At 70.8% G+C, this 26,275-nt stretch carries 26 protein-coding genes; 13 read left to right on the plus strand and 13 right to left on the minus strand.

Annotation, left to right across the window (positions count from 1 at the left end; translation table 11 throughout):
* Nucleotides 1–8 precede the first annotated feature (8 nt).
* Nucleotides 9–1,454, plus strand: a complete 1,446-nt coding sequence (locus ACH4YP_RS06010; RefSeq protein WP_361060431.1) for a glycine hydroxymethyltransferase — start codon at nt 9–11, stop codon at nt 1,452–1,454.
* A 193-nt stretch (nt 1,455–1,647) separates the two neighbouring features.
* Here the strand turns inward: ACH4YP_RS06010 and ACH4YP_RS06015 are convergent, their stop codons facing one another.
* The 4 genes from ACH4YP_RS06015 to ACH4YP_RS06030 form a co-directional block, all read right to left on the minus strand.
* On the minus strand, nt 1,648–2,310 hold the full coding sequence (locus tag ACH4YP_RS06015) for a hypothetical protein (RefSeq protein WP_361060430.1): 663 nt from the start codon (nt 2,308–2,310) through the stop codon (nt 1,648–1,650).
* 424 nt (nt 2,311–2,734) lie between these two features.
* The gene (locus ACH4YP_RS06020; protein WP_398489603.1) at nt 2,735–3,532 is read right to left on the minus strand and encodes a hypothetical protein; all 798 of its coding nucleotides are present in this window, start codon (nt 3,530–3,532) and stop codon (nt 2,735–2,737) included.
* A 187-nt stretch (nt 3,533–3,719) separates the two neighbouring features.
* On the minus strand, nt 3,720–4,709 hold the full coding sequence (locus ACH4YP_RS06025) for a hypothetical protein (protein ID WP_398489604.1): 990 nt from the start codon (nt 4,707–4,709) through the stop codon (nt 3,720–3,722).
* Nucleotides 4,702–5,394 (minus strand): RNA polymerase sigma factor, encoded by a 693-nt coding sequence (locus ACH4YP_RS06030; protein WP_398489605.1) that lies wholly within the window; start codon nt 5,392–5,394, stop codon nt 4,702–4,704. The genes ACH4YP_RS06025 and ACH4YP_RS06030 overlap by 8 nt, the downstream gene beginning before the upstream one ends.
* A gap of 100 nt (nt 5,395–5,494) precedes the next feature.
* Between ACH4YP_RS06030 and trpS the strand changes: the two genes are divergently transcribed.
* From trpS to ACH4YP_RS06045, 3 genes are all read left to right on the plus strand, one after another.
* Nucleotides 5,495–6,508: a tryptophan--tRNA ligase gene (trpS, locus tag ACH4YP_RS06035; protein WP_361060424.1), complete on the plus strand. Its 1,014-nt coding sequence runs from the start codon at nt 5,495–5,497 to the stop codon at nt 6,506–6,508.
* Nucleotides 6,509–6,681: 173 nt separating this feature from the next.
* Entirely contained in the window at nt 6,682–7,260 is a 579-nt protein-coding gene (locus ACH4YP_RS06040; RefSeq protein ID WP_361060423.1) for a 2'-5' RNA ligase family protein, read from the plus strand.
* Nucleotides 7,261–7,359: 99 nt separating this feature from the next.
* Nucleotides 7,360–8,577 (plus strand): hypothetical protein, encoded by a 1,218-nt coding sequence (locus tag ACH4YP_RS06045; RefSeq protein WP_398489606.1) that lies wholly within the window; start codon nt 7,360–7,362, stop codon nt 8,575–8,577.
* A gap of 68 nt (nt 8,578–8,645) precedes the next feature.
* Here the strand turns inward: ACH4YP_RS06045 and ACH4YP_RS06050 are convergent, their stop codons facing one another.
* Nucleotides 8,646–9,401 (minus strand): decaprenylphospho-beta-D-erythro-pentofuranosid-2-ulose 2-reductase, encoded by a 756-nt coding sequence (locus ACH4YP_RS06050; protein WP_361060419.1) that lies wholly within the window; start codon nt 9,399–9,401, stop codon nt 8,646–8,648.
* A gap of 97 nt (nt 9,402–9,498) precedes the next feature.
* On the minus strand, nt 9,499–10,854 hold the full coding sequence (locus ACH4YP_RS06055) for an FAD-binding protein (RefSeq protein ID WP_398489607.1): 1,356 nt from the start codon (nt 10,852–10,854) through the stop codon (nt 9,499–9,501).
* 132 nt (nt 10,855–10,986) lie between these two features.
* On the opposite strand from ACH4YP_RS06055, the gene ACH4YP_RS06060 reads away from it, so the two are divergent.
* Genes ACH4YP_RS06060 through ACH4YP_RS06075 form a run of 4 tightly spaced genes read left to right on the plus strand, consistent with a single transcriptional unit; the run spans nt 10,987 to nt 13,895 of the window.
* Nucleotides 10,987–11,520, plus strand: a complete 534-nt coding sequence (locus tag ACH4YP_RS06060; RefSeq protein ID WP_398489608.1) for a phosphatase PAP2 family protein — start codon at nt 10,987–10,989, stop codon at nt 11,518–11,520.
* On the plus strand, nt 11,513–12,460 hold the full coding sequence (locus tag ACH4YP_RS06065; protein ID WP_361060413.1) for a decaprenyl-phosphate phosphoribosyltransferase: 948 nt from the start codon (nt 11,513–11,515) through the stop codon (nt 12,458–12,460). Before ACH4YP_RS06060 ends, ACH4YP_RS06065 begins: the two co-directional genes overlap by 8 nt.
* A gap of 14 nt (nt 12,461–12,474) precedes the next feature.
* The gene (locus tag ACH4YP_RS06070) at nt 12,475–12,948 is read left to right on the plus strand and encodes a GtrA family protein (protein ID WP_398490016.1); all 474 of its coding nucleotides are present in this window, start codon (nt 12,475–12,477) and stop codon (nt 12,946–12,948) included.
* Nucleotides 12,936–13,895: a YihY/virulence factor BrkB family protein gene (locus ACH4YP_RS06075; protein WP_361060411.1), complete on the plus strand. Its 960-nt coding sequence runs from the start codon at nt 12,936–12,938 to the stop codon at nt 13,893–13,895. Before ACH4YP_RS06070 ends, ACH4YP_RS06075 begins: the two co-directional genes overlap by 13 nt.
* Here ACH4YP_RS06075 and ACH4YP_RS06080 read toward each other — a convergent pair.
* The gene (locus ACH4YP_RS06080; RefSeq protein WP_398489609.1) at nt 13,849–15,183 is read right to left on the minus strand and encodes a D-alanyl-D-alanine carboxypeptidase family protein; all 1,335 of its coding nucleotides are present in this window, start codon (nt 15,181–15,183) and stop codon (nt 13,849–13,851) included. The two genes, ACH4YP_RS06075 and ACH4YP_RS06080, sit on opposite strands and share 47 nt — an antisense overlap.
* Nucleotides 15,184–15,319: 136 nt before the next feature.
* Between ACH4YP_RS06080 and ACH4YP_RS06085 the strand changes: the two genes are divergently transcribed.
* The 4 genes from ACH4YP_RS06085 to ACH4YP_RS06100 all read left to right on the plus strand — a co-directional run bounded on the left by ACH4YP_RS06085 (nt 15,320) and on the right by ACH4YP_RS06100 (nt 19,150).
* The gene (locus tag ACH4YP_RS06085; protein WP_055615755.1) at nt 15,320–15,562 is read left to right on the plus strand and encodes an SCO4848 family membrane protein; all 243 of its coding nucleotides are present in this window, start codon (nt 15,320–15,322) and stop codon (nt 15,560–15,562) included.
* 14 nt (nt 15,563–15,576) lie between these two features.
* A complete protein-coding gene (locus ACH4YP_RS06090; RefSeq protein ID WP_361060408.1) occupies nt 15,577–16,884 on the plus strand; it encodes a metallophosphoesterase in 1,308 nt (435 codons plus the stop codon).
* 216 nt (nt 16,885–17,100) lie between these two features.
* Nucleotides 17,101–18,651, plus strand: coding sequence for an ABC transporter substrate-binding protein (locus tag ACH4YP_RS06095; protein WP_398489610.1), 1,551 nt, complete (start codon nt 17,101–17,103; stop codon nt 18,649–18,651).
* Nucleotides 18,652–18,748: 97 nt separating this feature from the next.
* On the plus strand, nt 18,749–19,150 hold the full coding sequence (locus ACH4YP_RS06100) for an ATP-binding protein (protein ID WP_361060404.1): 402 nt from the start codon (nt 18,749–18,751) through the stop codon (nt 19,148–19,150).
* Between the two features lie 58 nt (nt 19,151–19,208).
* Here the strand turns inward: ACH4YP_RS06100 and ACH4YP_RS06105 are convergent, their stop codons facing one another.
* Nucleotides 19,209–20,654, minus strand: a complete 1,446-nt coding sequence (locus tag ACH4YP_RS06105) for a HAMP domain-containing sensor histidine kinase (RefSeq protein ID WP_361060402.1) — start codon at nt 20,652–20,654, stop codon at nt 19,209–19,211.
* A complete protein-coding gene (locus ACH4YP_RS06110; RefSeq protein WP_361060400.1) occupies nt 20,651–21,340 on the minus strand; it encodes a response regulator transcription factor in 690 nt (229 codons plus the stop codon). Before ACH4YP_RS06110 ends, ACH4YP_RS06105 begins: the two co-directional genes overlap by 4 nt.
* Before the next feature lie 167 nt (nt 21,341–21,507).
* On the opposite strand from ACH4YP_RS06110, the gene ACH4YP_RS06115 reads away from it, so the two are divergent.
* Nucleotides 21,508–23,925, plus strand: a complete 2,418-nt coding sequence (locus tag ACH4YP_RS06115; RefSeq protein ID WP_398490018.1) for an MMPL family transporter — start codon at nt 21,508–21,510, stop codon at nt 23,923–23,925.
* A 13-nt stretch (nt 23,926–23,938) separates the two neighbouring features.
* On the opposite strand, the gene ACH4YP_RS06120 is transcribed toward ACH4YP_RS06115, so the two are convergent.
* The 4 genes from ACH4YP_RS06120 to ACH4YP_RS06135 form a co-directional block, all read right to left on the minus strand.
* Nucleotides 23,939–24,715, minus strand: a complete 777-nt coding sequence (locus ACH4YP_RS06120; protein ID WP_398489611.1) for a TetR family transcriptional regulator — start codon at nt 24,713–24,715, stop codon at nt 23,939–23,941.
* Nucleotides 24,716–24,725: 10 nt separating this feature from the next.
* Nucleotides 24,726–25,241 (minus strand): DCC1-like thiol-disulfide oxidoreductase family protein, encoded by a 516-nt coding sequence (locus ACH4YP_RS06125; RefSeq protein ID WP_361060463.1) that lies wholly within the window; start codon nt 25,239–25,241, stop codon nt 24,726–24,728.
* Nucleotides 25,242–25,246: 5 nt separating this feature from the next.
* A complete protein-coding gene (locus ACH4YP_RS06130; RefSeq protein WP_361060396.1) occupies nt 25,247–25,654 on the minus strand; it encodes a hypothetical protein in 408 nt (135 codons plus the stop codon).
* Nucleotides 25,655–25,864: 210 nt separating this feature from the next.
* Nucleotides 25,865–26,275 (minus strand): VOC family protein, encoded by a 411-nt coding sequence (locus ACH4YP_RS06135; protein ID WP_269649010.1) that lies wholly within the window; start codon nt 26,273–26,275, stop codon nt 25,865–25,867.

Here is a 26,275-nt window from a genome sequence, read left to right on the forward strand (position 1 = left end):
AGGCCGTCATGCCAGAGCCCCTCTCCAACGAATCCACCGCCTTCCGCAGTGCCCTCGAAGTGATCCGCGCCGTCGAGCCCCGCGTCGCCGACGCCATCGGGCAGGAAGTCGCCGACCAGCGCGAGATGCTCAAGCTGATCGCCTCCGAGAACTACGCCTCCCCGGCCACCCTCCTCGCGATGGGCAACTGGTTCAGCGACAAGTACGCCGAAGGCACCGTCGGCCGCCGCTTCTACGCCGGCTGCCGCAACGTGGACACCGTCGAGGCCCTCGCCGCCGAGCACGCCCGCGAGCTCTTCGGCGCCGAGCACGCCTACGCGCAGCCGCACTCCGGCATCGACGCCAACCTCGTCGCCTTCTGGGCCGTCCTCGCCGCCCGCGTCGAGGCCCCCGCCCTGCAGAAGGCCGGCGTCCGCAACGTCAACGACCTCTCCGAGGCCGACTGGGCCGAACTGCGCCAGGCCTTCGGCAACCAGCGCATGCTCGGCATGTCCCTGGACGCCGGCGGCCACCTCACCCACGGCTTCCGCCCGAACATCTCCGGCAAGATGTTCGACCAGCGTTCCTACGGCACCGACCCCGCCACCGGCCTCATCGACTACGAGGCCCTGCGCACCTCCGCCCGTGAGTTCAAGCCCCTGATCATCGTCGCCGGCTACTCCGCCTACCCCCGTCTCGTGAACTTCCGGATCATGCGGGAGATCGCCGACGAGGTAGGCGCCACGCTCATGGTCGACATGGCGCACTTCGCCGGTCTCGTCGCAGGCAAGGTCCTCACCGGCGACTTCGACCCGGTCCCGCACGCCCAGATCGTCACCACGACCACCCACAAGTCGCTGCGCGGCCCGCGCGGCGGCATGGTCCTGTGCGACTCCTCCCTCGCCGACCAGGTCGACCGCGGCTGCCCGATGGTCCTCGGCGGCCCCCTTCCACACGTCATGGCCGCCAAGGCGGTCGCGCTCGCCGAGGCCCGCCGCCCCGAGTTCCGCGACTACGCCCAGGCCGTCGTCGACAACGCCCGCGCTCTCGCCGAGGGCCTGATGCGACGCGGCGCCACGCTGGTCACCGGCGGCACCGACAACCACCTCAACCTCATCGACGTCGCCTCCTCCTACGGCCTCACCGGCCGCCAGGCCGAGTCCGCCCTGCTCGACTCGGGCATCGTCACCAACCGCAACTCCATCCCCGCCGACCCCAACGGCGCCTGGTACACCTCCGGCATCCGTATCGGCACGCCGGCGCTGACCACCCGTGGCCTCGGCGCCACCGAGATGGACGAGATCGCCGGCCTCATCGACCGCGTCCTCGCCACCACGGAGCCCGGCACCACCGCCAAGGGCGCCCCTTCCAAGGCCCAGCACGTCCTGGACCCGAAGATCGCCGACGAGATCTCCCACCGGGCGACCGACCTCCTGACCGGCTTCCCGCTCTACCCGGAGATCGACCTAGGCTGAGGCCGCGAGCGAGACCTCGGCTGAGGCTTCGGCTGAGACCGCGAGCGAGGGCGTGGGCGACGAGGCCGAGAACCGACACCCGGTCTGAGTCGAAACCGCCTCACAAGCCGAACCCGCCGATTCGTGGGCCGACTTACAGGTCGGCCCACAGGTCGGCCCACAGGTCGGCCCACATGTCGGCTCACAAGCCGGCTCACAAGTCGATCAACTCCTGTCGTGATTCCCGCGGCGGCCCCGGCTCACGCCCGGCCGCCGCGCGGCGTATCAGCAGGGTGCCGCCGGAGCCGAGGGCGAGGCCCGCCACGAGTCCGGCTGTCGCCCACCCCGGGCCGCCCGCGGGATCGGCCGCACCGTCCGTCGCGTGCGCCGGACCGAACAGCTCCTTCCCGTCCAACCGGTCGTAGACCGACCGTGATGCCCGATGCCAGCGGATGTCGTCGTCGTTCACATCGACCGCAGGGTCGCTCCGCACCCAGGGGGTGCCGTCCTCCGCGAGGAACAGCTGGTCCTGGCGCCCCATATAGATGTCGCCCCCGGGCGCGCTGTCCGTCTCGGGCCAGCCGCCCACGCCGGTCGTCCCCCAGATCACGGTGGCCCGCACTGCAGGGAAGTCGCCCTCCAGCCAGTCCTGCGGGACCTTCTCCGTGTCCGTGGCCGACGGCCCCAACAGCCGCCAGAGCCGCGCGAAGTACGGATCCCCGGAGCGCACGCTCGTCGTCCGCCCGGTGCCGTCCCCCGCGATGACAACCGCCAGATTCGGTACGTCGGGATCCGGCGTCGGGGCCGCGGAGGCCACCGCCGCGTGTGCCCGAGGCACCCCGAATCCGGCGAGAGCCACGACGACGAGCGCGACCATGACGCACACGAATCCGCCAGACACCCCGCCGCCGAGTTGCCCGCCCAGGCCCGCACCTTCCCGCCCGCCCGGGCCCGATCCTCCCCACCAGACCCGAAGACAACGGGCCGTCCCCCCTCCCCGGGGCTTCGTTCTCCGCATGCGTAGGCCTCGGCTCGCCATGCCCCAGCTCCGTGGGCCCCGGCACCACATGCCACCGGCCGCCTTAGCTCTTCGACGCCGCACACCGAGAGCCACCCCCACGCGCCCGAACCCCACGCGCCCGACGCCCACGCGCCCGACCTCCATCTTCATGAGCCCTGCCCCACGGCTTCCCCCTTCCCCCTCACCGGCCCTGCCCACCACAACTCCCCTCCTCACAAGGCCCCTCCTCGCACAGGCCCGCCCAGACACCCCACCCGAACCTCCTTCTCAGACGCCCCTCTCAGACATCCCTCAGCTCCTGCCGAGGCCCCGTCTCCCGCTCCCGCCGACGGCCCAACTGCCGTACTCCCGGGAACCGTCCGACGAACGGCCGCAGCCCCAGGGCCAGCACAGCCCCCGTCGCCACCCCAGGTATCGCCCACCACCAGTCCGTGTCGTCGTCCGCCGCCGCGACGGCCGTCGCCGTCGCCGTGCCGGACCGCTCCGCGGACTCGGACTCGGACTCGGACTCGGGGGCGGGTGCAGGCCCGGCAGCGGCACCTGCCTTCGTCTCCCAGGGCGCTGGATAGATGGCCCCCGCGCTCTTGCTGGACGACTCGCCCAGCACGCCGAGCTTCTTCAACAGCGCGCGCACCGCCGCCGGTTGCTCGGCCCGGTGCCAGTAGCCGTTCATCGACTCCGGAACGTTGGCCGCCGTGTGTATCCAGACGTCCTTGGTGCGAGGTGTCTCCGGATAGACGCGGTCGACCCGCCAGGGCGAGACGTCATGGATCATCCAGGTGACGTTGATCTGCCGACCGCTGCCCACGCCCAGCCCGGGCGGCTCCTCGCGGGTGCCGCTGCCTGGTGATCCGAGGAGGCGCTCCAACTCCCCGTACTCCTCCTTCGAGTTGTAGATCGCCGCGCTCTGGCCGCTCTCCGGCGAGACCACCAGCACGCTCGTCGGACCGCCGGCCGCCGCGGTGGGCGCGCACATCACCACCAGGCCGAGCGCCATCACCCACCCCCAGACCATCGCCCAGCCCGAGACCGCCGCCCCTCCCCGGCTCCCCGTCACCCGTGTACGAATCGAGCGCATCCCGACATCCCCAATCGGTCCCGGTGCGGTCCGCCCGCACTCGCGTGTCACTTCTGGTACACCGCTCGACCCGCCGGGGTTCCCACTCGACACCGACCAAATTTCGAGAATCCCGCGGAGCCCCGGCCTGCCCCGCTCCGGCGTCGCCCCGCCCTCGCCAACAGGCCCGCCAGTTCGGCCAGTTCGGCTAGTTCAGCGACTTCGCGATCTCCACCGCCCGTGCCCTCGACGCCACACCCTCCAGCCGGAGCGTCATGTCGCCCCCGTGCATCCACAACAGCGTCGGCCCCGAGGTCCGCTTGGAGCGGGTGAACTCCCCGTCCGTGTCCATCAGCCAGAGGCGCAGGAGATGCGGTTCGGGAAACCACAGCGCCGTACGCTCGACGAAGTCCGCGTCCTTGCCCAGCGGCACGTACTCCGGCTGCTCCCGCACGAATTTGGTGAAGCCAGGACTCAGCACCGCCGGATACTCGTCCAGCCGGACCGTGCGCCCCCGCTCGCGCCAGCACAGGGTGATCAGGAACCGCCCCTTCGGCTCGCGGGCCACCGTCACCGCCTCCGGGGTCCCCAGGGCAGGGGGAGTAAGGGGTGCGAAGCCTGCCCGCCGCTCGGCCTCGGTGAGAGTGAGGGACGGGCCGCCGCAGCCGGGCACCACGGCCCCCGGCGAAGGCGTCGCCGACGGGTCGTACCGCACCTCCACCCCGCCGAAGTCGAACCACTCGACGACCGCGGCGCGCACCGGAGGCGTGAGCACGAGGACCGTCAGCAGACCGCACAGCCCGGCGGCCAGCGCGCGCCGACGCGCCCGGGCCCAGCGGCACACCGCCCTCAGCCGCTCCGCGAGGCCCGGCGGCTCGGCCACCGGGACCGGCACGTGCTCGGCGAGTATCCGCTCCAGCACCCGCTCGACCATCGACTCACCGCCCGCCGCCCCGGGCCGGTCCAGCGACCGCCCGAGCGCCCGCAACTCCTCGGGCAGCCGGGAGCCACCCTGTCCGTGCCCCTGCCCCTGCCCCTGCCCCTGCCCCGGCCCCTGCCCCGGCCCCTGCCCCGGCCTGGGCCCATGCCCATGTCCGTCCCCGACCCCGTACTGGCCCCCGTACGGGCCCTCACCACGGCCCCTGCCACCGGAGGACCCCGTACCCCCCGCCTCGTACGACTCGTGCGAGTCACCCATGCTCATCACCTCCTCCCCGCGTCTTCCGACCTCTCCGGCCGTTCAGGTCAGCCCCATCAGCCCCATCAGCCGTACTCTCAGCACCCTCCGATTCCCCCGACCGCTCCCGCGGCTCGAAGTCCGGCAGCAGTCTGCCGAGCTTCCGCAGGGCGCGGTTGAGCCGGGATTTCACCGTCCCCCGCGGCCAGCCCAGGGCTTGGGCGGTCTCCGACTCGTCCATCTCCAGCAGATAGCGGTAGGTGACGACCAGGCGGTGGTCCTCGCCCAGTCCTTCCAGGGCGGTCAGCAGGGCAGTCCGGCGCTCGACCTCCAGGGCCGCGGCCGCCGGATCCGTCGATTCCGGTATCAGCGGCTCGGCCTCCACGAGGGCGGCCTCACGGCCGGCCAGCGTCCGCTGGCGCACCGCCGTCCGCACTGTGTTCCTCGTCTCATTGGCGACGATCGAGAGCAGCCACGGCTTGAACGCCGCGCCGTCCCGAAAGCGCCCCAAGGAGCAGTAGGCCTTGAAGAAGGCCTGCTGCACCACGTCCTCCGCGTCCGCACCCGCCCCCAGTGCCGCGGCCGCCCTGAGCGCGAGGCCCGTATGGGCACGCACCAGCTCCGCATACGCCTCCGGCTCTCCGGCGCGCACGCGTGCGATCACCGCGGCCTCATCGACGATGCGGCCCCCCTCCCGCGTCCTCACGCTCTTGTTACACCGCCGGAGGCAGATCGGTTCCCACCCGTGTCACATCTGTTTCCGACCAGTTCCGGAACGGCCCCCGACACCTGAGAGAATGGTGAGCATGGCTTCAGACCGTCCCCGCGTGCTTTCTGGAATCCAGCCCACCGCCGGCTCGTTCCACCTCGGCAACTACCTCGGCGCCGTCCGTCAGTGGGTGGCCCTGCAGGAGTCCCACGACGCGTTCTACATGGTCGTCGACCTGCACGCGATCACCATTCCGCAGGACCCCGCGGACCTCCGCGCCAACACCCGGCTCGCCGCGGCCCAGCTGCTGGCCGCCGGTCTCGACCCGGAGCGCTGCACGCTCTTCGTCCAGAGCCATGTCCCCGAGCACGCACAGCTCGCCTGGATCATGAACTGCCTCACCGGCTTCGGCGAGGCGTCCCGTATGACCCAGTTCAAGGACAAGTCCGCCAAGCAGGGTGCCGAGCGCGCCTCGGTCGGCCTCTTCACGTACCCGGTCCTCCAGGTCGCGGACATCCTGCTGTACCAGGCCAACGAGGTCCCGGTGGGTGAGGACCAGCGCCAGCACATCGAGCTGACGCGCGACCTCGCCGAGCGCTTCAACGGCCGCTTCGGGCAGACGTTCACCGTTCCGAAGCCGTACATCCTCAAGGAGACGGCGAAGATCTTCGATCTCCAGGACCCGGCGATCAAGATGAGCAAGTCGGCATCGACTCCGAAGGGCCTCATCAACCTTCTCGACGAGCCGAAGGTCACCGCCAAGAAGGTCAAGAGCGCGGTCACCGACACGGACACGGTGATCAGGTACGACGTCGAGAACAAGCCGGGCGTCAGCAACCTGCTGACCATCTACTCCACCCTCACCGGGACCGGTATCGCGGAACTGGAGCAGAAGTACGTCGGCAAGGGCTACGGTGCGCTGAAGACCGACCTCGCCGAGACCATGGTCGACTTCGTGACGCCGTTCCGGGAGCGTACCCAGCAGTATCTGGACGACCCGGAGACGCTCGACTCGATTCTGGCCAAGGGGGCCGAGAAGGCCCGCGCCGTCGCCGCGGAGACCCTCTCCCAGACGTACGACAGAGTGGGTTTCCTGCCGGCGAAGCACTGACTCCCGGGACGACAACCGGGACGACGGCCGACACGAGACCAGGACAACACCGGTACGACAACCGGAACGGGGTCGTACGGCCGTACAGTCGATAGCCGAACCGGCAGCAACCCCTGCCCGAGAAGTGCACCAGCACGACGCGAACATCAACACAACCAACGACAGGAGACGACGTGGGGACCGTAACGATCGGTGTGTCGATCGCGGTCCCGGAGCCACACGGCAGCCTGCTCCAGGAGCGGCGCGCGGGCTTCGGCGACCCCGCGGCTTCCGGCATCCCCACGCACGTCACACTGCTCCCGCCGACCGAGGTCGAGGGCTCGGCGCTGCCCGCGATCGAGGCGCATCTCGTCGAGGTCGCGGCCGCCGGACGGCCCTTCCTGATGCGCCTTTCGGGCACCGGAACCTTCCGGCCGCTGTCGCCCGTCGTGTTCGTGCAGGTCGTCGAGGGGGCCGAGGCCTGCACCTGGCTGCAGAAGCAGGTCAGGGACGCGTCCGGGCCCGTGGCGCGCGAGCTGCAGTTCCCGTACCACCCGCATGTGACGGTGGCACACGGCATCGACGACGAGGCGATGGACCGGGCGTTCGAGGAGCTCGCGGAGTACGGGGCCCAGTGGCCGTGCACCGGCTTCGCGCTCTACGAGCAGGGCGCCGACGGCGTCTGGCGCAGGCTGCGCGACTACGTCTTCGGGGGCGCGGTCGTACCGCCGCAGGCCACCCGCGCGGAGCGGGGCCCCCTCCCGGCCCGCTGAGCGGACAGCCCGCGGGTCGGGCGGTCCGCGGCCCGGACCGTTCGCGGGTCCGGCGGTCCGCGGCCCGGGCGAGCTGGGGATCGGACGATCAGGGGGATCATGCGCAGGATCGTCACGGGGCTCACTGTGCTCGGCCTCGCGCTGACCGGATGCGGTACGGGGGCCGACGGCGACGACGGCAAGGCGAAGCCGCCCTCGTCGTCCTCATCGACCGCTGGTGAGACACCCGAGCTGACCTGGGCCTACGACGAGATCGCCGACGACGGGAGCAAGCTGTCGGACGTGATCGCGACGGCCGACGACGACGTCTGGGTCGTGGGCACCGTCACGAACAGCGCGGACTCGTCGGGCGACGACGGTTTCCTGCTCCACTACGACGGCACGCGCTGGCAGCGGCAGCCGATGCCCGCCGGGCTCGGCACCAGTGTCCATGTGGCCCGCTTCGACACTCTGGGCTCGGACGGCTTCCTGCTGACGGCCTCGCAGCCGAACGAGCAAGGGCCACGGACGGTCCGCTGGGACGGCACGCGCTGGACCGCGCTCCCGGAGCTGCCGGGCGGCGGCGGTCGGCTCGTCGACATGAAGGCCTTCGCGGCCGTCGACATCTGGACCCTCAGCGGCGAGTCACAGATCCACCACTGGGACGGCACCCGGTGGAGCACCTCGACCCTGCCCGCCACCGTCGTCTCGCTCGACGGCGTCGCGGCCGACGACCTGTGGGCCGTCGGCTACCGCGAAACGGGTGACGGCAGTGACGGCAGTGACGGTAGTGACGGCGGAGAGTTCACCCGGCCCGCGGCCGTCCACTGGGACGGTTCCTCCTGGCAGCTGACGGAGACCCCCGCCTACCGCTTCCCCGAGCCGGTGCCGCCCGAGCCCGGCGCCTCGATCGACGACGTCCTCGCTCTCGCGGCCGACGACGTCCGCGCGTACGGCACGCACAGCTTCAACCACGGCGAGGTGGAGGACGAACCCCAGGAGGAGGCCGTACGGCTCCGCTGGGACGGCTCCGGCTGGGCCAAGGCGCCCGATGCCGCGGGGGACTGCGCCGGGCGCGACCCCATGGCGGTCGACGGCACGCGCGGGCTCTTCCTGGACGGCAACCGGTACGTCGGCACGGACGGCGCCTGTACGAAGATCAAGCGGCCGCGGTTGCCCAGCGAGGGTGGGGTACGGGCGACTTCCCGGCAGTCGTTGTGGCTGTCGGCCGTGGAGGTTGTGCCGGGCACCGACCGGGTCCTTGGCGTGGGGCACGTCCAGGTCAACCAGAGCGGTGATCCGACGAGCAGGTCCGTGATCGTGTCGCTCAGGCGGTAGCGCTCGCTCCGTCCGAGATGCGCACCCCGCGCCCCTACGGGGGCGCAGGCCCCGCACACGTCGTGGCCCTAAATCGGCAGGCGTCGGAAAACGGATCGCGGTACGTGCCTCAGCGCCGACATGACCACCCGTAGTGCCCCGGGCACCCACACCGTCTCGGAGCGTCGGCGCAGGCCCGTCTCGATGGCCGTGGCGACCGCCTCGGGGGTCGTCGCGAGGGGGGCCTCCGGCAGACCCGTGGTCATCCTGGTGCGGACGAAGCCGGGGCGTACGACCATCACGTGGACGCCCGTGCCGTGCAGGGCGTCGCCCAGGCCCTGGGCGAAGGCGTCGAGGCCCGCCTTGCTGGAGCCGTAGATGAAGTTGGCGCGGCGGGCGCGCTCGCCGGCCACCGAGGAGAGCACCACCAGGGAGCCGTGTCCCTGGGCCTGGAGCGCCCGCGCGCACACCAGCCCCGACGACACCGCGCCCGTGTAGTTGGTCTGCGCGACCCGGACCGCCGAGCCGGGCTCGTTCTCGTCGCGCGACTGGTCGCCGAGGACACCGAACGCCAGCAGTACGAGGTCGATGTCGCCCTCGGTGAAGACCTTGCCGAGGGCGCTCTCGTGGGCGTCGGGGTCGAGCGCGTCGAAGGCGACCGTACGGACGTCCGCGCCGAGGACGCGCAGGTCGGCGGCGGCCGTCTCCAGTGCGGGCGAGGGTCGGCCCGCGAGCCACACCGTGCGGGTGCGGCGGGCGATCAGCCGCCGCGCGGTGGCCAGCGCGATCTCGGACGTGCCGCCGAGAACGAGCATGGACTGGGGGGCACCGAAGGCGTCCTTCATGAAACCGAACTCCTATAGAGAGATTCATCCAGAGAGATTCATCAGAAGAGAGAGATTCAGAGAGAGTGGGAAAACCGAACTCACCCAGCGGTTCGCCTCAGAGCCCGAGGCGCCGGGACAGGTCCGAGGTGAAGACGGAACGCGGGTCCAACTCCTCGCGCAGCGCCCGGAAATCGCCCAGCCGCGGATACATCGCCGAGAGCAGTTCGGGCCGCAGCCGGGAGTCCTTGGCGAGGTAGACACGCCCGGCCGCCGCGGTCACCTCCTCGTCCAGCTCGTCCAGGAAGCCGCCGAGCCCCGGCAGGTTCGCGGGGATGTCCAGCGCGAGGGTCCAGCCGGGCATCGGGAAGGACAGCCACCCCGGATCGCCCTCCCCGAAGCGCTTCAGGACGGCGAGGAAGGAGGGGCAGCGGCGCTGCGAGATGCGGTGCACGATCCGGCGCAGGACGTCTTCCTGGCCGTGTCCGACGACGAACTGGTACTGCACGAAACCGCCGCGCCCGTAGACGCGGTTCCAGTGCGGCACGCCGTCGAGCGGGTGGAAGAACGTGGAGATCCGCTGCAGTTCGCCGCTGCGCGCGCGGGGCGCCCTGCGGTACCAGAGCTCGTTGAAGAGGCCGACCGTCGTCCGGCCGAGCAGTCCCTCGGGCATCCATGCGGGGGCGGCGGGCAGGCTGCCGGGACGGAACTCCAAAGGGGCTCTACGCGCGCGCGTGCGGTCCGCCAGCGCCTCCAGGGGAGCGTGATCGCCCCGGGTCAGCACCGAACGCCCCATGGACGCGCCACGGGCCAGCAGATCGATCCAGGCGACCGAGTAGCGGTAGCGGTGGTCGGTCGCCGTGAGGCGGGCCATCAAGTCGTCCAGGTCCGTGGCGCGTTCCGTGTCGACCGACATCAACGAGGTCGCCACGGGCTGCAGCCGGACGGTGGCCGTGAGGATGACACCGGTCAGGCCCATACCGCCCGCCGTGGCGTCGAAGAGGGGCGTGCCGCGGCTCACCGTACGGATCTCGCCGTCCGCGGTCAGCAGTTCGAAGGAGAGCACATGGCGGGCGAACGAGCCGGACACATGGTGGTTCTTGCCGTGGATGTCCGCGCCGATCGCGCCGCCGACCGTCACATAGCGGGTCCCGGGTGTCACCGGCACGAACCAGCCCAGTGGCAGCAGGACTTCCATCAGGCGGTGCAACGAGACGCCCGCGTCGCACAGCACGGTCCCCCCGTCGGCGTCGATCGCGTGGACGCGGTCCAGGCCCGTCATGTCGAACACGGCCCCGCCCGCGTTCTGCGCCGCGTCCCCGTACGCCCGTCCCAGGCCCCGCGGGATGCCCCCGCGGGCCCCGCACTCCCGGACGGCCGCCGCGGCCTCCTCGTACGAACGAGGGCGGATCAGGCGGGCGGTGGAGGGAGCGGTGCGGCCCCACCCCGTGACGGAAACCGTGTCGGCAGGCATGCGCACGACCGTATAGCCGGAAAGTTACCGTTAGTTCCCTAACATCCCTACTCTCCCCGAAATGGGTGATTAATGGGATGTCGCTCAATATTGCCGGAGTTCCAGTGGTGTTGACGTGAACAGTGAGTCCCCATGGACCATCACGACGACCACCACGACGACCGTCCCGACCTGGACCACCGGATCCTTACGGCCCTCCACGCCCGCGGCGCGGCCCCGCGCGTCGCCGCCGCCGCGCGGGCCCTGTCCCTGGCCGGCGAGCACGGCGCGCTGTGGCTGGCGGCGGGCCTCGCCGGAGCGGCCGTCGACCGGGAGCGGCGCGGTGCCTGGCTGCGCGGCACGGCCCTGACCGCGGGCGCGCACCTGGCCAGCATGGGCGTGAAACGGCTCGTACGCCGCCCACGCCCAGTGCACGTCGAACCGCTGGTCCGCACCGCGGGCCGGCACTCCTTCCCCAGCTCGCACGCCACCTCCGCGGCGGCCGCCGCCGTGGCCTTCGGAGCACTCGGCGCGCACGTGGTGCCCCCACTGGCCGCCGCGATGTGTCTCTCGCGGCTGGTCGTCGGCGTCCACTACCCCTCCGACGTGGCCGCGGGCGCGGCACTCGGCGCGATGACGGCCCGGCTCGGGGCCCGCTGGATGACCGGAGGCCGGAACCATGGCTGACACGGCCCTCCTGGAAAGCACCCACAAGAAGCACGAGAAACAGTCCACTCGGGAGAAAAGCGGCCTCCTAAGAGGGCTGATCAGGACCGCCCGGCCGAAACAGTGGGTCAAAAACGTCCTCGTGGTCGCCGCCCCGGCCGCCGCCGGCGAGCTCTTCTCGCGCCACGCGCTCACCCAGATCGCGCTCGTCTTCGTGCTGTTCACGGCCAGCGCCGCCGGCGTCTACCTGGTCAACGACGCCCGGGACGCCGACGCCGACCGCGCCCACCCGGTCAAGCGCCACCGGCCGGTCGCCGCCGGACAGGTGCCCGTACCGGTCGCCTACTCCGTAGGGATCGCGCTCGCCGTCGTCGCCCCGACCGCGGCCGCGTTCCTGTGCTCCCCGCTCACCTCGGCCCTGCTGACCGCCTACCTGGGCATGCAGTTCGCGTACTGCGTCAGCCTCAAGCACGTCCTCGTGATCGACCTCGTCGTGGTGACCACCGGGTTCCTGATGCGGGCCATGATCGGGGGACTCGCGCTCGGGATCCCGTTGTCGCGCTGGTTCCTGATCACGACCGGCTTCGGCGCGCTGTTCATGGTCTCCGCGAAGCGCTACTCCGAAGCCGTGCAGATGGCCGGCAAAGCGGGCGCCACGCGCGCGTTGCTCACCGAATACACCACCGGCTACCTGCGCTTCGTCTGGCAGCTCGCCGCCTCGGTCGCCGTCCTCGGCTACTGCCTGTGGGCCCTGGAGGAGGGCGGCGTACCCCACACCAGCGTCCTGCCCTGGCGGCAGCTCTCGATGGTCGCCTTCATCCTCGCGGTCCTGAGATACGCGGTGTTCGCCGACCGCGGCACCGCCGGCGAACCCGAGGACGTCGTCCTGCGCGACCGCGCGCTCGCCGTCATCGGCGTGGTGTGGATCGCGATGTACGGCCTGGCGGTGGCCAACTGGTGAGCCACGCACAGCGGTTGAAGGCCCCCGGGCCTCAGCCCCAGCCACGGCCTAGGTCGTGGGCCCGGCGCCCCGGAGCCCAGGAGCTGCTCGGCTTCGCCGCCGCCGGTCTCCTCGCGTACGCCGCCGACCTCGCCCTCTTCGTCTGGCTGCGCGGCCCCGTCGGACTGGACCCGCTCACCGCCAAGGCCCTGTCGTTCGTGGCGGGCTGCTCGGTCGCGTACGCGGGCAACGCGCTCGGCACCTACCGCCACACGACGACGGGGGGCTTGCGCCGGTACGCGGTCTTCTTCGCGGTGAACGTCGCCGGCGCCCTCGTCCAGCTGCTGTGCATCCTCATCAGCCACTACGGCCTCGGTTTCACCTCCCCGCGCGCGGACACGGTGTCCGGTGCGGGAATCGGCATGGCGCTCGCCACAGTCCTGCGGTTTTGGGGTACCCGGACATTGGTTTTCCGAGGCGAGGGCAGAGTCGGATCATGGACTGGCTGAAAAAGCTCCCCGGCGTGGGCCCGTTGGTCACACGTCTGATGGCCACGCACGCGTGGCGCTCGTACGAACGGCTGGACCGGGTGAAGTGGACGCGGCTCGCCGCCGCGATGACCTTCATCAGCTTCGTCGCGCTGTTCCCGCTCATCACCGTCGCCGCCGCGATCGCCGCCGCGACGCTCGACAAGGACGGGCAGGAGAAGCTGCAGGAGAAGATCGCCGAGCAGGTGCCGGGCATCTCCGACCAGCTCGACATCGGCGGCCTCGTCGACAACGCCGGCACGGTCGGACTCATCGCGGGCGCCCTGCTGCTGTTCACCGGCATCGGCTGGGTCGGTTCGATGCGCGAGTGCCTGCGCGCGGTCTGGGAACTGCCGGACGAGGAGGAGAACCCCCTCCTGCGCAAGCTCAAGGACGGCGGCGTACTCGTCGGCCTCGGCGGCGCCGTGCTCGTCACCCTCGCCGCCTCCACCGTCGCGTCAACCACCGTGGGCTGGACGGCCCGGCAGTTCGGCATCGACGAGGACGGCTGGGGCGGGGTGCTGCTGCAGACCGCCGCGTTCACCGTGGCCGTCCTCGCCGACTTCCTGCTGCTCCTGTACGTCCTGACGCTGCTGCCCGGAGTCCAGCCCGCCCGGCGTCGGCTCGTCGTCGCCGCGCTCATCGGCGCGGCCGGGTTCGAGCTGCTGAAACTGCTGCTCAGCGGCTATATGCAGGGCGTCGCGTCGAAGAGCATGTACGGGGCGTTCGGGGTGCCCATCGCACTGCTCCTGTGGATCAACTTCACCTCGAAGCTGCTGTTGTACTGCGCCGCCTGGACGGCGACGCAGCACGAGGAACCGGCCGGGTCCGAGGAGTCGGCCGAGCCCGACGACTCCACCGGAGTCGGCAAGACCGCCGGGCTCAGCGGCGGCGGCGCATCAGGTCGGGCAGCGGCCAGCGGCGGTTGATCACGAAGACACCGGCCGCGAGGAACACGAGGACGCCGCCCGCGATCGCCAGCGCGATGCCCACACCGCTCGAACCCTCCGTCTCGGCCGAGGCCGCGACGGGCTTCGAGGAGGCCTCGCCGTCGCCCGAGCCGCCCGCCTCGCCGGAGGCGTTCGCGCCCGGCTGCGCGTCCGTGTCCGCGCTCTTCGGCGGCACCAGCTCGCCCACCGGGTCGACCTTGCCGGACGCCTGGAAGCCCCAGTCGAGGAGCTTCGCGGTCTCCTTGTAGACCTCGTCGTGCTCCTCCTTCTCGGGGTTCATGACCGTGACGAGCAGCACCTTGCCGTCGCGCTCGGCGACACCCGTGAAGGTCGAGCCCGCGTTCGTGGTGTTGCCGTTCTTCACACCCGCAATGCCCTTGTAGGCGTCGAGACCGTAGTCGCCGGTGAGCAGCCGGTTGGTGTTCTGGATCTCGAAGGTCCCGCGGGTCTTCTTGCCCTTCTTGTTCTTCTTGGTCTCGCCGGGGAACTTCGCGCGGACCGTCGAGCAGTACTCCCGGAAGTCCTTCTTCTGCAGGCCGGAGCGGGCGAACAGGGTCAGGTCGTACGCCGACGACACCTGCCCCTTCTCGTCGTACCCGTCGGGGCTGACCACGGTCGTGTCGAGGGCCTGGAGCTCCTCCGCGTGCGCGTTCATGTCCTTGACGGTCTGGTCCACGCCCTTGTTCATCGCGGACAGGACGTGGACCGCGTCGTTGCCGGAGCGAAGGAAGACGCCGAGCCACAGATCGTGGACCGTGTACGTCTCGTCCTCCTTTATGCCCACCATGCTGGAGCCCGCGCCCATGCCCGCCAGATCGGACGGCACGACCTTGTGCTTCTCCGTCTTCGGGAACTTCGGCAGCAGCGTGTCCGCGAACAGCATCTTCAGCGTGCTCGCCGGGGGCAGCCGCCAGTGCGCGTTGTGCGAGGCCAGGACATCGCCCGACTCGGCGTCCGCGACGATCCAGGAACGGGCGCTCAGGTCCTTCGGGAGGACCGGGGCGCCGGCGCCGAGGTTCGCCTGGGTGCCGGACCGGCCGAGCTGGGCGCCGCCCACGGTCGACATGTCCGCCGGGGGCGTGGCCGTCGGGCTGGTCGACGACTTGCCCGACGGCGAGGTCGACGGCGAGGTCGACGGTGTCGAGGAGGGCTTGTCGTCCGCGAGGGCCGGCGCGGTGGCGGTCGCGGTGAGCGCGAGCGAGAAGGACAACAGGGTGGCGGAGGTGACCAGCAAGGAGGACTTGGCGGTCTTTTTCATGGCGGGCACGGTCGAGAACGTACAGGGCGAGGGGCGGGAAGTCGCGCGGCCCTCCTCACCGTGGCTCGTACCGTTGCGGTCGTTCCCTCTGCGGCCCTCTCCACCCCGGGCGCCGGTGCCGTTCGACGGCGGCGATACTGAACCCATGAAGCTCAGCCGTCCCGTCTCCTGGTTCCTGCTCGCCTTCGGAGTGTGGAGCTGGGTCATCTGGATCACTTTCGTCAAGAACCTGTGGAAGGACGGGAGTGGGCTCGCGTTCGACGACGCGGGCGATCCGACCGGGTACTTCTGGGTGCACCTGACACTCGCCGTTGTCTCCTTTGTCTTGGGGACGGTCGTCGGGGGCATCGGGTTGCGCGGTGTTCGAGCCTTGCGTCATACGTCATAACGGGGAGTCTCCGCGTGATCATCGTGTTCCTGGTCCTGGTCCTGGTTCTGGCCGTGTTCGGCGGTCTGCACTGGTACGTGTGGCGTCGGATGGTGCGTGACACGACGGCGCGCCCGGGAGTGGCCAGGCGTGTGGGCACGGTCGTGATCGTCGGCGGCCTGCTGTTCATGTTCGGGGGGAGCGCGTCCGAGTGGGCCGGCGCGCCGTTCTGGCTGCAGCAAGTGCTTGCCTGGCCCGGGTACCTGTGGATGGCCTTCTCGCTCTATCTCCTGCTGGCGTTGCTGGTGGGGGAGGCCGTACGGCCGTTGCTCCGGCGGGTGCTGGAGCGGCGCTCGACGCCCACGGCGGAGCCGGTCGGCGTACGCGAGGGCGCACCCGTACGCACGCGAGTTCCTGACCTGGAAGCCGAGTCCGCCTCGGAGCCCGGGACCGCCTCGGACCCCGAGAGCGAGCCCGAGCCCGGGCCCGCCGAGAAGCCCGAGCCCGCGGCCACCGGTCCCTCGCGTCGCCTCTTCGTCTCGCGCGTGGTCGGTGGGGCCGCAGCGGCGGCGGCCGTGGGGACCGTCGGCTACGGGACGTACGGCGTCCTGCGCGGGCCCAAGGTGAAGCGGGTGACCGTGCCGCTCGCCAAACTCCCCAGGTCGGCCCACGGATACCGGATCGCCGTCGTCAGCGATGTGCACCTCGGGCCCGTACTGGGGCGTGGGTTCGCGCAGAAGGTGGTCGACACGATCAACTCGACGCAGCCCGACCTCATCGCGGTCGTGGGTGACCTCGTCGACGGCAGTGTGAAGGATCTCGGGCCCGCGGCCGCGCCCCTCGCCCAGTTGAGGGCCCGGCACGGGTCGTTCTTCGTCACGGGCAATCACGAGTACTTCTCCGGTGCCGACGAGTGGGTCGCGCACGTACGGGAGTTGGGGCTGCGCCCGCTGGAGAACGCCCGTACGGAGCTGGCCGACTTCGATCTCGCCGGGGTCAACGACGTGTCCGGTGAGGACGAGGGGGAGGGGCCCGACTTCGTCAAGGCGCTCGGCGACCGGGACCGTTCGCGGGCGTGTGTGTTGCTGGCACATCAGCCGGTGCAGATCCATGACTCCGTGGACCATGGCGTCGATCTTCAGCTCTCGGGGCACACGCACGGCGGCCAGTTGTGGCCCGGCAGCCTCATCGCGGCTCAGGCCAATCCGACCCTCGCGGGCCTGGAGCGGTACGGGGACACGCAGTTGTACGTGTCGCGGGGCGCCGGTGCCTGGGGGCCGCCCACGCGGGTGGGTGCGCCGTCCGACATCACGGTCGTGGAGCTGGCTTCCAGACAGGCTTGAGACGTGAGCTGAGGCGCACGCGGCACGCCTGTGAGCGGGCTGTGGAAGCGGCCGGAAACCATCGCTTGGTCAGCTTTCTCCCAACACTCCCCATAAGCCTTTCCCTGCCCGAAACCCCTGTGGTTGAGTGCCTCGCGCCACCGGGGAGTGGCATGAGGAGCCACTGGGGGAGTGGCGGGATCGAGCCACGGGACCGTGGCTCCAGGAGGGGCGCCGATGCGATCGGTTCGCATACGGATTCTCGCGGTGGTTCTGGTGCTGGTCGCCGTGGGTGTGGGCGGCTGGCAGCTGCTGCCGACGGGCGGCGGCGGGTCCATCACCGTCGGTACGACGGACGCGGTGACGGCCCTCGATCCGGCGGGCGCCTACGACGCCGGGTCCTGGGACCTGTTCAGCAACGTCTTCCAGTCGCTGCTGACCTTCGATCCGGGCGGCGCGGCCCCCGTGCCCGACGCCGCCAGGAGCTGTGAATTCGTCGGTACGGGCCTGACCACGTACCGGTGCACGTTGAAGGAGGGCATCACGTTTCCCAGCGGGCACACGATGACCGCCCAGGACGTGAAGTTCTCCTTCGACCGGGTCAGGTCCATCGACTCGGCCGTGGGACCGGCCCCGTTGTTCGACACGCTGGCTTCGGTGGACGCGCACGGGCTCACCGTCACCTTCCATCTGTCGTCGCCGGACGCCACGTTCCCGTTCAAGGTCGCCACCGGCGCCGGTTCGATCGTCGACCGCACCCGCTACTCGGGGCACTCGCTGCGTACCGACAACGGGGCCGACGGCTCGGGGCCGTACACGCTGAAGACGTACACGAAGGATCAGCGGGCCGTTCTGACGCCGAACTCCCGCTATCGGGGGGCGGCGCAGCGCAAGGGTGAATCCGCCGTGGTGCGCTACTACGCGACCCCCGGGAAACTCGACGCCGCGTGGAAGGCCAAGAAGGTCGACGTCGTCGCGCGGACGCTGCCGCCGAAGGTGCTCGCCGGGCTGTCGCCGAGCGATCCCCGCCATCGCGTCACGGAGGCGGCCGGCGCCGAGACCCGCAATCTGTACCTCGACGTGCGGGCCGGATCACCGCTCCACGACCGCCGGGTACGGCAGGCGCTGGCCCTGCTGGTCGACCGCGCCGAGCTGGCCGACACGACGTACCAGGGCACGGTGGATCCCCTCTACTCGCTGATCCCCGCGGGCATCACCGGGCACACGGCCTCGTTCTTCGACGCCTACCCGAAGCCCGATCCCGTGCGGGCGAAGGCGCTGCTCACGGCCGCCGGGGTGAAGACGCCCGTGCGCTTCACCTACGGGTACGCGAAGGGAAGGGACGCGGCCGGCGTGGAAGCCGCCGAGCTCAAGCGGCAGCTGGAGCGGGGTGGGCTGTTCCAGGTGACGCTCAAGGGCTACGAGTGGACCGACTTCCAGAAGCGGTACGCGGACGGCCAGTTGGACGCGTACGCCGTCGGGTGGGTCGCCGACTTCCCCGACCCGGACAACTTCACCGCGCCGCTGGTCGGCACTGGCGGCAGCATGAAGAACGGCTACAGCAGCAAGGACGTGGACCGGCGGATTCAGGACAGCCGGCGGTACGCGGACCGCGGTCGCACGGAGGACGACTTCCGTGCGGTCCAGGACGACGTCGCCCGCGATGTTCCGCTCGTGCCGCTGTGGCAGCGCAAGGACTACGTACTGAGCAGCGAGGCCGTGGGGGGCGGGCAGTACCTGTCGGACGGCACCGGGGTCTTCCGGCTGTGGAGCCTCGACCGGATCTGACGCGTTCGGGAGGGGGTTGACGATTGCGTCAGTGACGCGATGGGCTCACCCCCCACAGCACCTTGTGACGAAGGTGTGCGTGGGGTGAGGAGTAAACGTGTTGAGACGCAACTCCTTCCGGCTGCCCCGGCATCCGGCCTCGGTCGGGCTCGCCCGGTGCCGGGTGCGTGACCATCTGTCGAACTGGGGGCACAGCGCGGGGGAGCAGGCGTTCGAGGACGTCGTACTGCTCGTGTCCGAGCTGGCGACGAACGCGGTGCGCCACGGGCCGCTGCTGGAGCGGGAGTTCGAGGTCGCGGTCACCGTGCTCGCGGACGGCTCCTGCCTCATAGAGGTCTCCGACGAGAGCCCTGTCCAGCCCCGCCTGCGGGTGGTCGGAGAGTACGACGAGGAGTCCGGCCGAGGCCTGACGGTGGTGGAACACCTCACGTCTGCCTGGGGAGTGTGGAGCCGGGGAAGATACGGCAAGACGGTGTGGGCGCTGGTCCCGGCGGCGTAGCGCCCTTCTCCGCCGCGTGGGCGGGCCAGGCCCCCACCGTCCCGCACCCCCACGACGATCAACCCGCACACGCCTTCGCAGGCAACGTGACCGTCACCGCCAGCCCTTCCCCCGGCGCCGTCCGTACCTCGACCTCGCCTCCGTGGGCCACGACCACTCCTTGGACGATGGCCATGCCGAGCCCGCTGCCGGCGCCCCCGCCCGCCCGGAAGAACCGGTCGAAGATGCGGGAGGCGTCGTCCGCGTCGAGGCCGGGCCCCTCGTCGGCGACGCAGAGGTGGACGACCCCGTCGACCCGCTCCAGGCCGAGCGTGACCGCGACATCCGCGGGCGTGTGCGTGCGTACGTTCGCCACGAGGTTGCCCAGGATCTGGCGTAGGCCCGACTCGTCGGCGTGTATCAGCAGGGCCCCGTCGGCGCCCACGGACACCGGTCGTTCGGGCTGCTGGACCCGCAGGTCCTCGGCCGCGTCGCGCACGAGACGGCTCAGGTCGACGTTCTTGAAGCGCAGTTCGGGCTGCTGGTCGAGGCGGGCCAGGGTGAGCAGCTCGTCGACCAGGCGGGCCATGCGGTCGGCCTCACCGGTCATCCGGTCCCAGGCCCGCTTGCGCTCGCCCGGTTCGCACAGCATGCCCTTGTCGTACAGCTGGAGGTAGCCGCGGATCGCCGACAGCGGCGTACGCAGTTCGTGGGAGGCGTCCGCGACGAAGCGGCGCAGCTGCGTGGCGCTCCGCTCGCGGGTGCGGTAGGCCGACTCGACCTGGTGGAGCATCGAGTTGAGGGCGAGCCGCAGCTGCTCGACCTCCTGGGTCGGGTGGTGGCTGGAGGGCACGCGCCGGGCCAGATCCCCCTCGGCGATCGCCGACGACGTCTCGACCATGTCCTCCAGGGGCCGCAGCCGGCGGCTCACGCTGAGCATGGTCAGTACGGCGAGGAGTGCCAACAGCAGGACACCGAAGGTCAGATCGAGCTTGAGGGCCTTGGTCATGCCCTTGTGCAGGGCGTCCGTGGAGGAGGCCAGCAGGACGGTCGTGCCGTCCGCGAGGGAGACGCCGATGACCCGGAACGGGGTGCCGTCCACGCTGACGTCCCGCGGCTCGGCGTCTCCGGTGAGGGACCGGGGGTCGTCCACGGCCGCGGCCAGCGCCCGCTGGTTCTCCGTCGGTTCGAAGTTGCCGATCGTGAGGGTGTGTCCGGTCCTGTCGACCAGCACGAACAGGGAGTCCGAGTTCGGCGGCCCCTGCGACTCCGGGATCCTTCCGTCGCGGACGAAGGCCAGTGCGCTCATCGAGTCGATCTGCCGCGCGGTGAGCTGCGTACTCCCCAGTGAGTCCCGTGTCTTGAGCAGCTGCGAGTCGACCTGGTCCAGCAGGTAGTACCGCATGCCCATCAGGCTGACCGCCGTCGCCACGATGATGCCGAGCGCCAGCAGCGCCACGTTGGCCAGCGTCAGCTTGCCGCGCAGCGAGTGGATGCCACGGCTGTGGTGGTGGCGGAAGATCATGCGAGCCCGTATCCGACGCCCCGGCGTGTGGTGATCACCGGGGCGCCGAGGGCGTCGAGCTTGCGCCGCAGATAGCTGATGTATGTCTCCACAACGGTTGACTCGGCCGAGTGCTCGTACTGCCAGACGTGGCGCAGGAGTTGCTCCTTGGGGACGATCCGGCCGCCGTTGCGCACGAGGAAGCGCAGCAGCGCGTACTCGGTGGGGGTGAGCTCGACCGAGCGGCCCGCGCGGTGCACCGAGTACGTCGTCTCGTCCAGCTCCAGGTCTCCGTAGCGCAGCGGCGGGCGCTCCGGGAGGACGTCCTCGGAGCGGGTGCGGCGCAGGACAGCGGTGATGCGGGCGATCACCTCGTCGATGTTGAACGGCTTGGTGATGTAGTCGTCGCCGAAGGCGAGCGCGCCGACGATCTCGGTGGGCGCGTCCCGCGCGGTCAGGAACACCAGGGCCAGGTCGGGCTGTTTGGCGCGCAGTTCGCGGCCCAGCGCCCGGCCGTCGCCGTCCGGGAGCATCACGTCGAGGAGCGCGGCGTCCGGGCGGGTGCGCTCGGCCAGCGTCAGGGCCTGGCGCACGGTCCCCGCCGTCATCACCTCGAAGCGGTGGTAGCGCAGAGCGATGGCCAGGACGTCCGCGATGCTCGGTTCGTCCTCGACGACCAGGACGGTCGCCCCCTCGTGAGCGGTCATGTCCCCAGTATCGGCGCGGGCACTGACAACGGGGCCGGGTCGTGCTTTGGAGTTCCTTGTGAGTCATGGCGGAGTCGTGTCCACGGGTGCGCGCCGCCCCGATGCTGAGCCGCAGGACCTGGGGGACCGACCGACAACCGATTAAGGGGCGTTGAGGCGTGACGACATTGGCACGGTGGTGCTATCGGCACCGGCTGGTGGTCCTGGTGTTGTGGGTGGGGGCGCTGTTGGGGCTGGGCTTCGCGGGATCCGCCGCGGGCACGAACTACGCGGACACCTTCACTCTTCCGAACACGGACTCCACGCGCGCGTACTCCCTGATGGAGAAGGCATTCCCGGAGAGGTCGGGCGACACCGACACGGTGGTGTGGAAGGTCGACGACGGATCCGTACGGGACGGTTCCGTACGCTCCCGGATCGAGCCCGCCCTGAAGGAGATCGGGCGCATGAAGGGCGTCGGCGACGTCAGCAGCCCGTACGCCGCCCAGGGGGCCACGCAGATCAGCGAGAACGGGCGGATCGCCTACGCCCAGGTGACCTTCACCGAGCAGGCGAACGGTGTCCCCAAGGAGCTGGTCCAGGACGTCGTCGACTCGGCGCAGGACGCCGAACGCGCCGGTCTCCAGGTGGAGCTGGGCGGTCAGGCGATCACCCGGATCCAGGAGCCGCCCACCGGTATCGCCGAGATGGTCGGCATCATGGCCGCGGCGGTCGTCCTCTTCCTCGCCTTCGGCTCGGTCTTCGCGATGCTGCTGCCGCTCGTCGTCGCGATCGCGGCCCTCGGCACCGGCCTGATGGCGACCTCACTGCTGAGCCATGTCACCGACGTGCCCGAAGTGGCGCCGCTGCTCGGCTCGTTGATCGGTCTCGGCGTGGGCATCGACTACGCGCTGTTCATCGTGACGCGGCACCGCCGGGGCATCCTGCGCGGCATGAAGCCCGAGGAGTCCGCCGTCACGGCCCTCAACACCTCGGGGCGTGCCGTGCTGTTCGCGGGCGGCACGGTGTGCATCGCACTCGCCGGAATGCTCGTGATGAACATGCGCTTCCTGGACGGCGTGGTCGTCGCGACCTCGCTGACCGTCGTGCTCAGCGTCCTCGCCGCGACCACCCTGCTGCCCGCGCTCCTCGGCCTGCTCGGCATGCGTGTTCTCAGTCGCAAGCAGCGGCGCAGGCTCGCCGTGACGGGACCGGAGCCGGCCGAGGCGAGTGGCCTCGCGGCACGCTGGGCCACGTACGTGCAGAGGCGGCCGCGTTCGATCGCCGCCGGGGCACTGGTCGTGATGGTGATCCTCGCGCTGCCCGTGCTGTCGATCCGGCTCGGCGCCACCGACCAGGGCAACCACAAGGACTCGACGACGACACGCCAGGCGTACGACCTGCTCGCCGAGGGCTTCGGGCCCGGCTTCAACGGCCCGCTCCAGGTGGTCGTGGACGGCGGCGACACGGACGCGCTCGTGTCGGCCATCCGCTCGACCGAGGGCGTCGCCCAGGTCGCCGCCGCACCGCCCTCCCAGGGCGTCACGGTGATCCAGGTCGTGCCCACCACGTCACCGCAGTCCGAGAGGACGGACCAGCTGATCGACCGGCTGCGGGACGACGTGATCCCGGAGTCCGGGACCGAGGCCCACGTGGGCGGAGTGACCGCCGTCTTCAAGGACTTCGCGGCCGTCACGGGGGACCGGCTGCCGTACTTCGTCGCGGCGATCATCACGCTCGGTTTCCTGCTGCTGATGGTGGCCTTCCGCTCCCTGGTGGTGCCGCTGACGGCAGCCCTTATGAACCTGATCGCGGCCGCCGCGTCCTTCGGAGTGCTCGTCGCGATCTTCCAGTGGGGCTGGGGCACGGGACTCCTCGGCCTCGGCAAGGAGGGGCCGATCACCGCCTTCCTGCCGGTCATCATGCTGTCGCTGCTCTTCGGGCTCTCGATGGACTACCAGGTGTTCCTGGTGAGCCGCATGCACGAGGAATGGGTGCACACCAAGGACAACGCGCGGGCGGTGCGGGTCGGCCTCGCCGAGACCAGCCGGGTCATCAACTGCGCGGCCCTGATCATGATCTGCGTGTTCTCCGCGTTCGTCCTCAGCGGCGACATGGAGGGCGCGATGGCGGGCATCGGGCTCGCGGCGGCGGTCGCGCTGGACGCGTTCATCCTGCGTACGGCGCTGGTGCCGGCCGCGATGCACCTCCTGGGGAACTCCAACTGGTGGCTGCCCGCCGGTCTGGAGAAGCGGCTGCCGCATCTGGCGGTCGAGCCCCGCGAGGAGGAGGTTTCCGAGCCCCACGCGCGCGTGCCCGACGCCGACGGCGGTTCGACCGTGATCCACGGCTTCGTCCGCACCCCGGACGGCGTGCCCGTCGAGGGCGCCGCGCTGACCCTGCTCTCCAAGGGCGGCCGTCAGCTCGACCGGGTGACGTCGCTGGCCGACGGCTCGTACATCGTCTCGGTGCCCTCCGCGGGCTCGTACCTGCTGGCCGTGACGGCCGCCGAGCACCCCTCCCGGGCCCGGCACGTGATGGTCGGCGCCGAGCCACTGGTGTACGACGTGGAGCTGGCGGAGGACGAGGTGGACGCCGTGAACTGACCGCGCGGGGGCGCTATTTCGCGGACTTCCTGGCGGGGTCGGGCAGTGCGTTCGTCATCCCCGGCAGGAAGTCCGTGAACAGCCCGTGCACCTCGCGGACCAGGGGCCGCAGCACCCGGAAGCGGGCCAGCGACACGCCGAGCGAGGTGAGCCGGGCACCTCGTTCGGCGAGCCGGTAACTGCGCTCGCGGCCCTCCGTACGGTCGAAGACCCAGTACAGGACGAGACCCATCTGGGAGAGCCACAGCAACTCGGGGAGCACCTCCCGCAGTTCCTCGGGGATCTTCGCCTTGGAGCCCGTCAGCACCTCGCGGCAGACCGCGATGGCCTCCACGCGCGCGTGCTCCGACTCGGCGGAGAACGGGCTGAGCGGGCTGTCCGGATCGGCGGCGTTCTTGAAGAACTGCACCGCGAACTCGTGGTACGGCGTCGCCACGTCCAGCCACGCCTTCAGCACCCCGGCGATCCGCGCCTCCAGGTCCTTCTCCTGGTCCAGGACTTCCCGGACCGCCACCCTGTGCTCGGCGGCGAGCCGGTCGTAGAACCCCTGGATCAGGTGCTCCTTGCCGGCGAAGTAGTAGTACGCGTTGCCTACGGAGACCCCGGCCTCCTTGGCGATGGCCCGCATCGTCGTCTTCTCGTAGCCCCGCTCCTGGAACAGGCGCATCGCCGTCTCCAGAATCAGGGCCCGGGTCTGCTCGCTCTTGGCCGGCGTACGGGACGGCCGGGCGGGGCCCTCCGGCTCCGCGGGGCCGTCCGGACGACTGGCATTGTCTTTCTCTGCTGGCACGGGACAGAGCCTAACGAGGCGCGCAGGTGGTGCTGTCGCAGGCGGGCGGGTCGTAGGTCCAGCCCGTGCGCGGGTTGTAGGACCACCCGTCGGCCGTGTAGTAGGAACCGCCGCCCCAGGCGCCCTGCTGCTTGCGCGCCCAGTGTCCCTCGCGCCACTTGGCGGCGGCGAGGACCGCACCGCGCGCGAGCCGTGCCCCGGCCGGGGTGCTGAGCCGGTGGGCCATCGGGCGGTGCTCGGCGAGCGCCCACAGGGTGACGATCCAGGCGGCGGTGCCCCGGTAGACCTGGCCCGAGTCGCCGATCACGGTGATCTCGTCGAGCGTGGCCCCGTGGTCGAGCCCCGGGAAGCGCAGCCGGGCGGCCTCCGAACCGGCGGGCACCAGCTCCAGGGGCACCAGCTGGCGCTGCCGTACGAGCCAGTCGCGCAGGAAGGCGCAGAGCGAGCACTGCGCGTCGTACAGGACGGTGAGCCCGCGGACCGGGACGCGCGCGGCGTCCCGGTCCGGGGTGGCGGCGGTGGCCATCGCGGTCACGCCCCGACCGCCGGGGCGACCCAGTCCTGCGGAGGCACGGGCGGCTGCTGCTCGCGCTCCATGATGCCCCGGCGCCGGATCTTGTTGAGCACGTACACATTGCCCAGGTGCATGGCGCCGAGCACCAGGAGCACCACGCCGAGCTTCGTCGACAGGGCCTCGAACACCCCGCGGGCGTCGGTGATCTCCTCGTCCTGGTTCAGGTAGAGGGCCACGAAGCCCAGGTTCACCAGGTAGAAGCCCACCACCAGCAGGTGGTTGACGGCGTCCGCGAGCTTCTCGTTCCCGTGCAGCACATCCGCCAGAAAGATCCGCCCGTTCTGGCTGAGCGTCCGCGCCACCCAGATCGTCAGCGCCACGCTGACCAGCAGATAGATGACATACGCGACGACCGTGAGGTCCATGTCCCCACCCCTTCTCGACTTCTTGAACGCGTTCAAAACGCGCTGTCGAGGAAGAATGTAGACCTGTTTTTGAACGTGTTCAAGTCGATTGCGGGCGCGCGTGTGTGACGTGCGGCTCAGGCCGCGAGGGGGTGGGGGTGTGGGCGGCGGGAGGAGCGAGGTCCGGGGCGGGGAGTCCGGGACGGGCCCGGTCGACGCCGGGGGTGAGGCTCAGCCGGTGCGCGCCAGCTCCGGCCGCTTGCCGTAGTCCGTGAAGCCGATGACGTTGCCCCAGGGGTCGGCGATCTCGACGGTCCAGCCGGTGGCCACCGGGAAGGGCTCGTCCAGGGGCTGGATCCCGGCCGCGGTCAGCGCCCGTGCCGTCACCCGCGCGTCCCGCACCTCCAGCCACACACGGCACGCCGGCCACGACGGCGGCCGTTGCCCCAGCTCCTCGTCCACGCGCAGCAGCACGCCCGGAGTCTCGTTCCCGACCTTCAGCAGGGCGATCCCGGCCTCGTCCAGGCGGAACGCCACCGGAAACCCGGCCCGTCCGTAGAAGCCCAGCGCCTCGTCGAGATTCCCGACGGGCAGCAGCACGTTGTCGAAACCGAGCAGTTCGTACGACTCGTCATCTGACAT

The sequence above is a fragment of the Streptomyces sp. NPDC020747 genome, from assembly GCF_044334695.1.
Lineage (GTDB): Bacteria > Actinomycetota > Actinomycetes > Streptomycetales > Streptomycetaceae > Streptomyces.

Excerpts from the sequence above, each read along its gene's own strand:
- ACH4YP_RS06130 (WP_361060396.1), bottom strand. The coding sequence starts at position 25,654 with ATGGACCTCACGGTCGTCGCGTATGTCATCTATCTGCTGGTCAGCGTG.
- ACH4YP_RS06135 (WP_269649010.1), bottom strand. The coding sequence starts at position 26,275 with ATGTCAGATGACGAGTCGTACGAACTGCTCGGTTTCGACAACGTGCTG.
- ACH4YP_RS06010 (WP_361060431.1), top strand. The coding sequence starts at position 9 with ATGCCAGAGCCCCTCTCCAACGAATCCACCGCCTTCCGCAGTGCCCTC.
- ACH4YP_RS06050 (WP_361060419.1), bottom strand. The coding sequence starts at position 9,401 with ATGAAGGACGCCTTCGGTGCCCCCCAGTCCATGCTCGTTCTCGGCGGC.
- ACH4YP_RS06015 (WP_361060430.1), bottom strand. The coding sequence starts at position 2,310 with ATGGTCGCGCTCGTCGTCGTGGCTCTCGCCGGATTCGGGGTGCCTCGG.
- ACH4YP_RS06060 (WP_398489608.1), top strand. The coding sequence starts at position 10,987 with ATGGACCATCACGACGACCACCACGACGACCGTCCCGACCTGGACCAC.
- ACH4YP_RS06065 (WP_361060413.1), top strand. The coding sequence starts at position 11,513 with ATGGCTGACACGGCCCTCCTGGAAAGCACCCACAAGAAGCACGAGAAA.
- ACH4YP_RS06085 (WP_055615755.1), top strand. The coding sequence starts at position 15,320 with ATGAAGCTCAGCCGTCCCGTCTCCTGGTTCCTGCTCGCCTTCGGAGTG.
- ACH4YP_RS06105 (WP_361060402.1), bottom strand. The coding sequence starts at position 20,654 with ATGATCTTCCGCCACCACCACAGCCGTGGCATCCACTCGCTGCGCGGC.
- ACH4YP_RS06045 (WP_398489606.1), top strand. The coding sequence starts at position 7,360 with ATGCGCAGGATCGTCACGGGGCTCACTGTGCTCGGCCTCGCGCTGACC.
- ACH4YP_RS06110 (WP_361060400.1), bottom strand. The coding sequence starts at position 21,340 with ATGACCGCTCACGAGGGGGCGACCGTCCTGGTCGTCGAGGACGAACCG.
- ACH4YP_RS06125 (WP_361060463.1), bottom strand. The coding sequence starts at position 25,241 with ATGGCCACCGCCGCCACCCCGGACCGGGACGCCGCGCGCGTCCCGGTC.
- ACH4YP_RS06055 (WP_398489607.1), bottom strand. The coding sequence starts at position 10,854 with ATGCCTGCCGACACGGTTTCCGTCACGGGGTGGGGCCGCACCGCTCCC.
- ACH4YP_RS06075 (WP_361060411.1), top strand. The coding sequence starts at position 12,936 with ATGGACTGGCTGAAAAAGCTCCCCGGCGTGGGCCCGTTGGTCACACGT.
- ACH4YP_RS06020 (WP_398489603.1), bottom strand. The coding sequence starts at position 3,532 with ATGCGCTCGATTCGTACACGGGTGACGGGGAGCCGGGGAGGGGCGGCG.
- trpS (WP_361060424.1), top strand. The coding sequence starts at position 5,495 with ATGGCTTCAGACCGTCCCCGCGTGCTTTCTGGAATCCAGCCCACCGCC.
- ACH4YP_RS06095 (WP_398489610.1), top strand. The coding sequence starts at position 17,101 with ATGCGATCGGTTCGCATACGGATTCTCGCGGTGGTTCTGGTGCTGGTC.
- ACH4YP_RS06025 (WP_398489604.1), bottom strand. The coding sequence starts at position 4,709 with ATGGGTGACTCGCACGAGTCGTACGAGGCGGGGGGTACGGGGTCCTCC.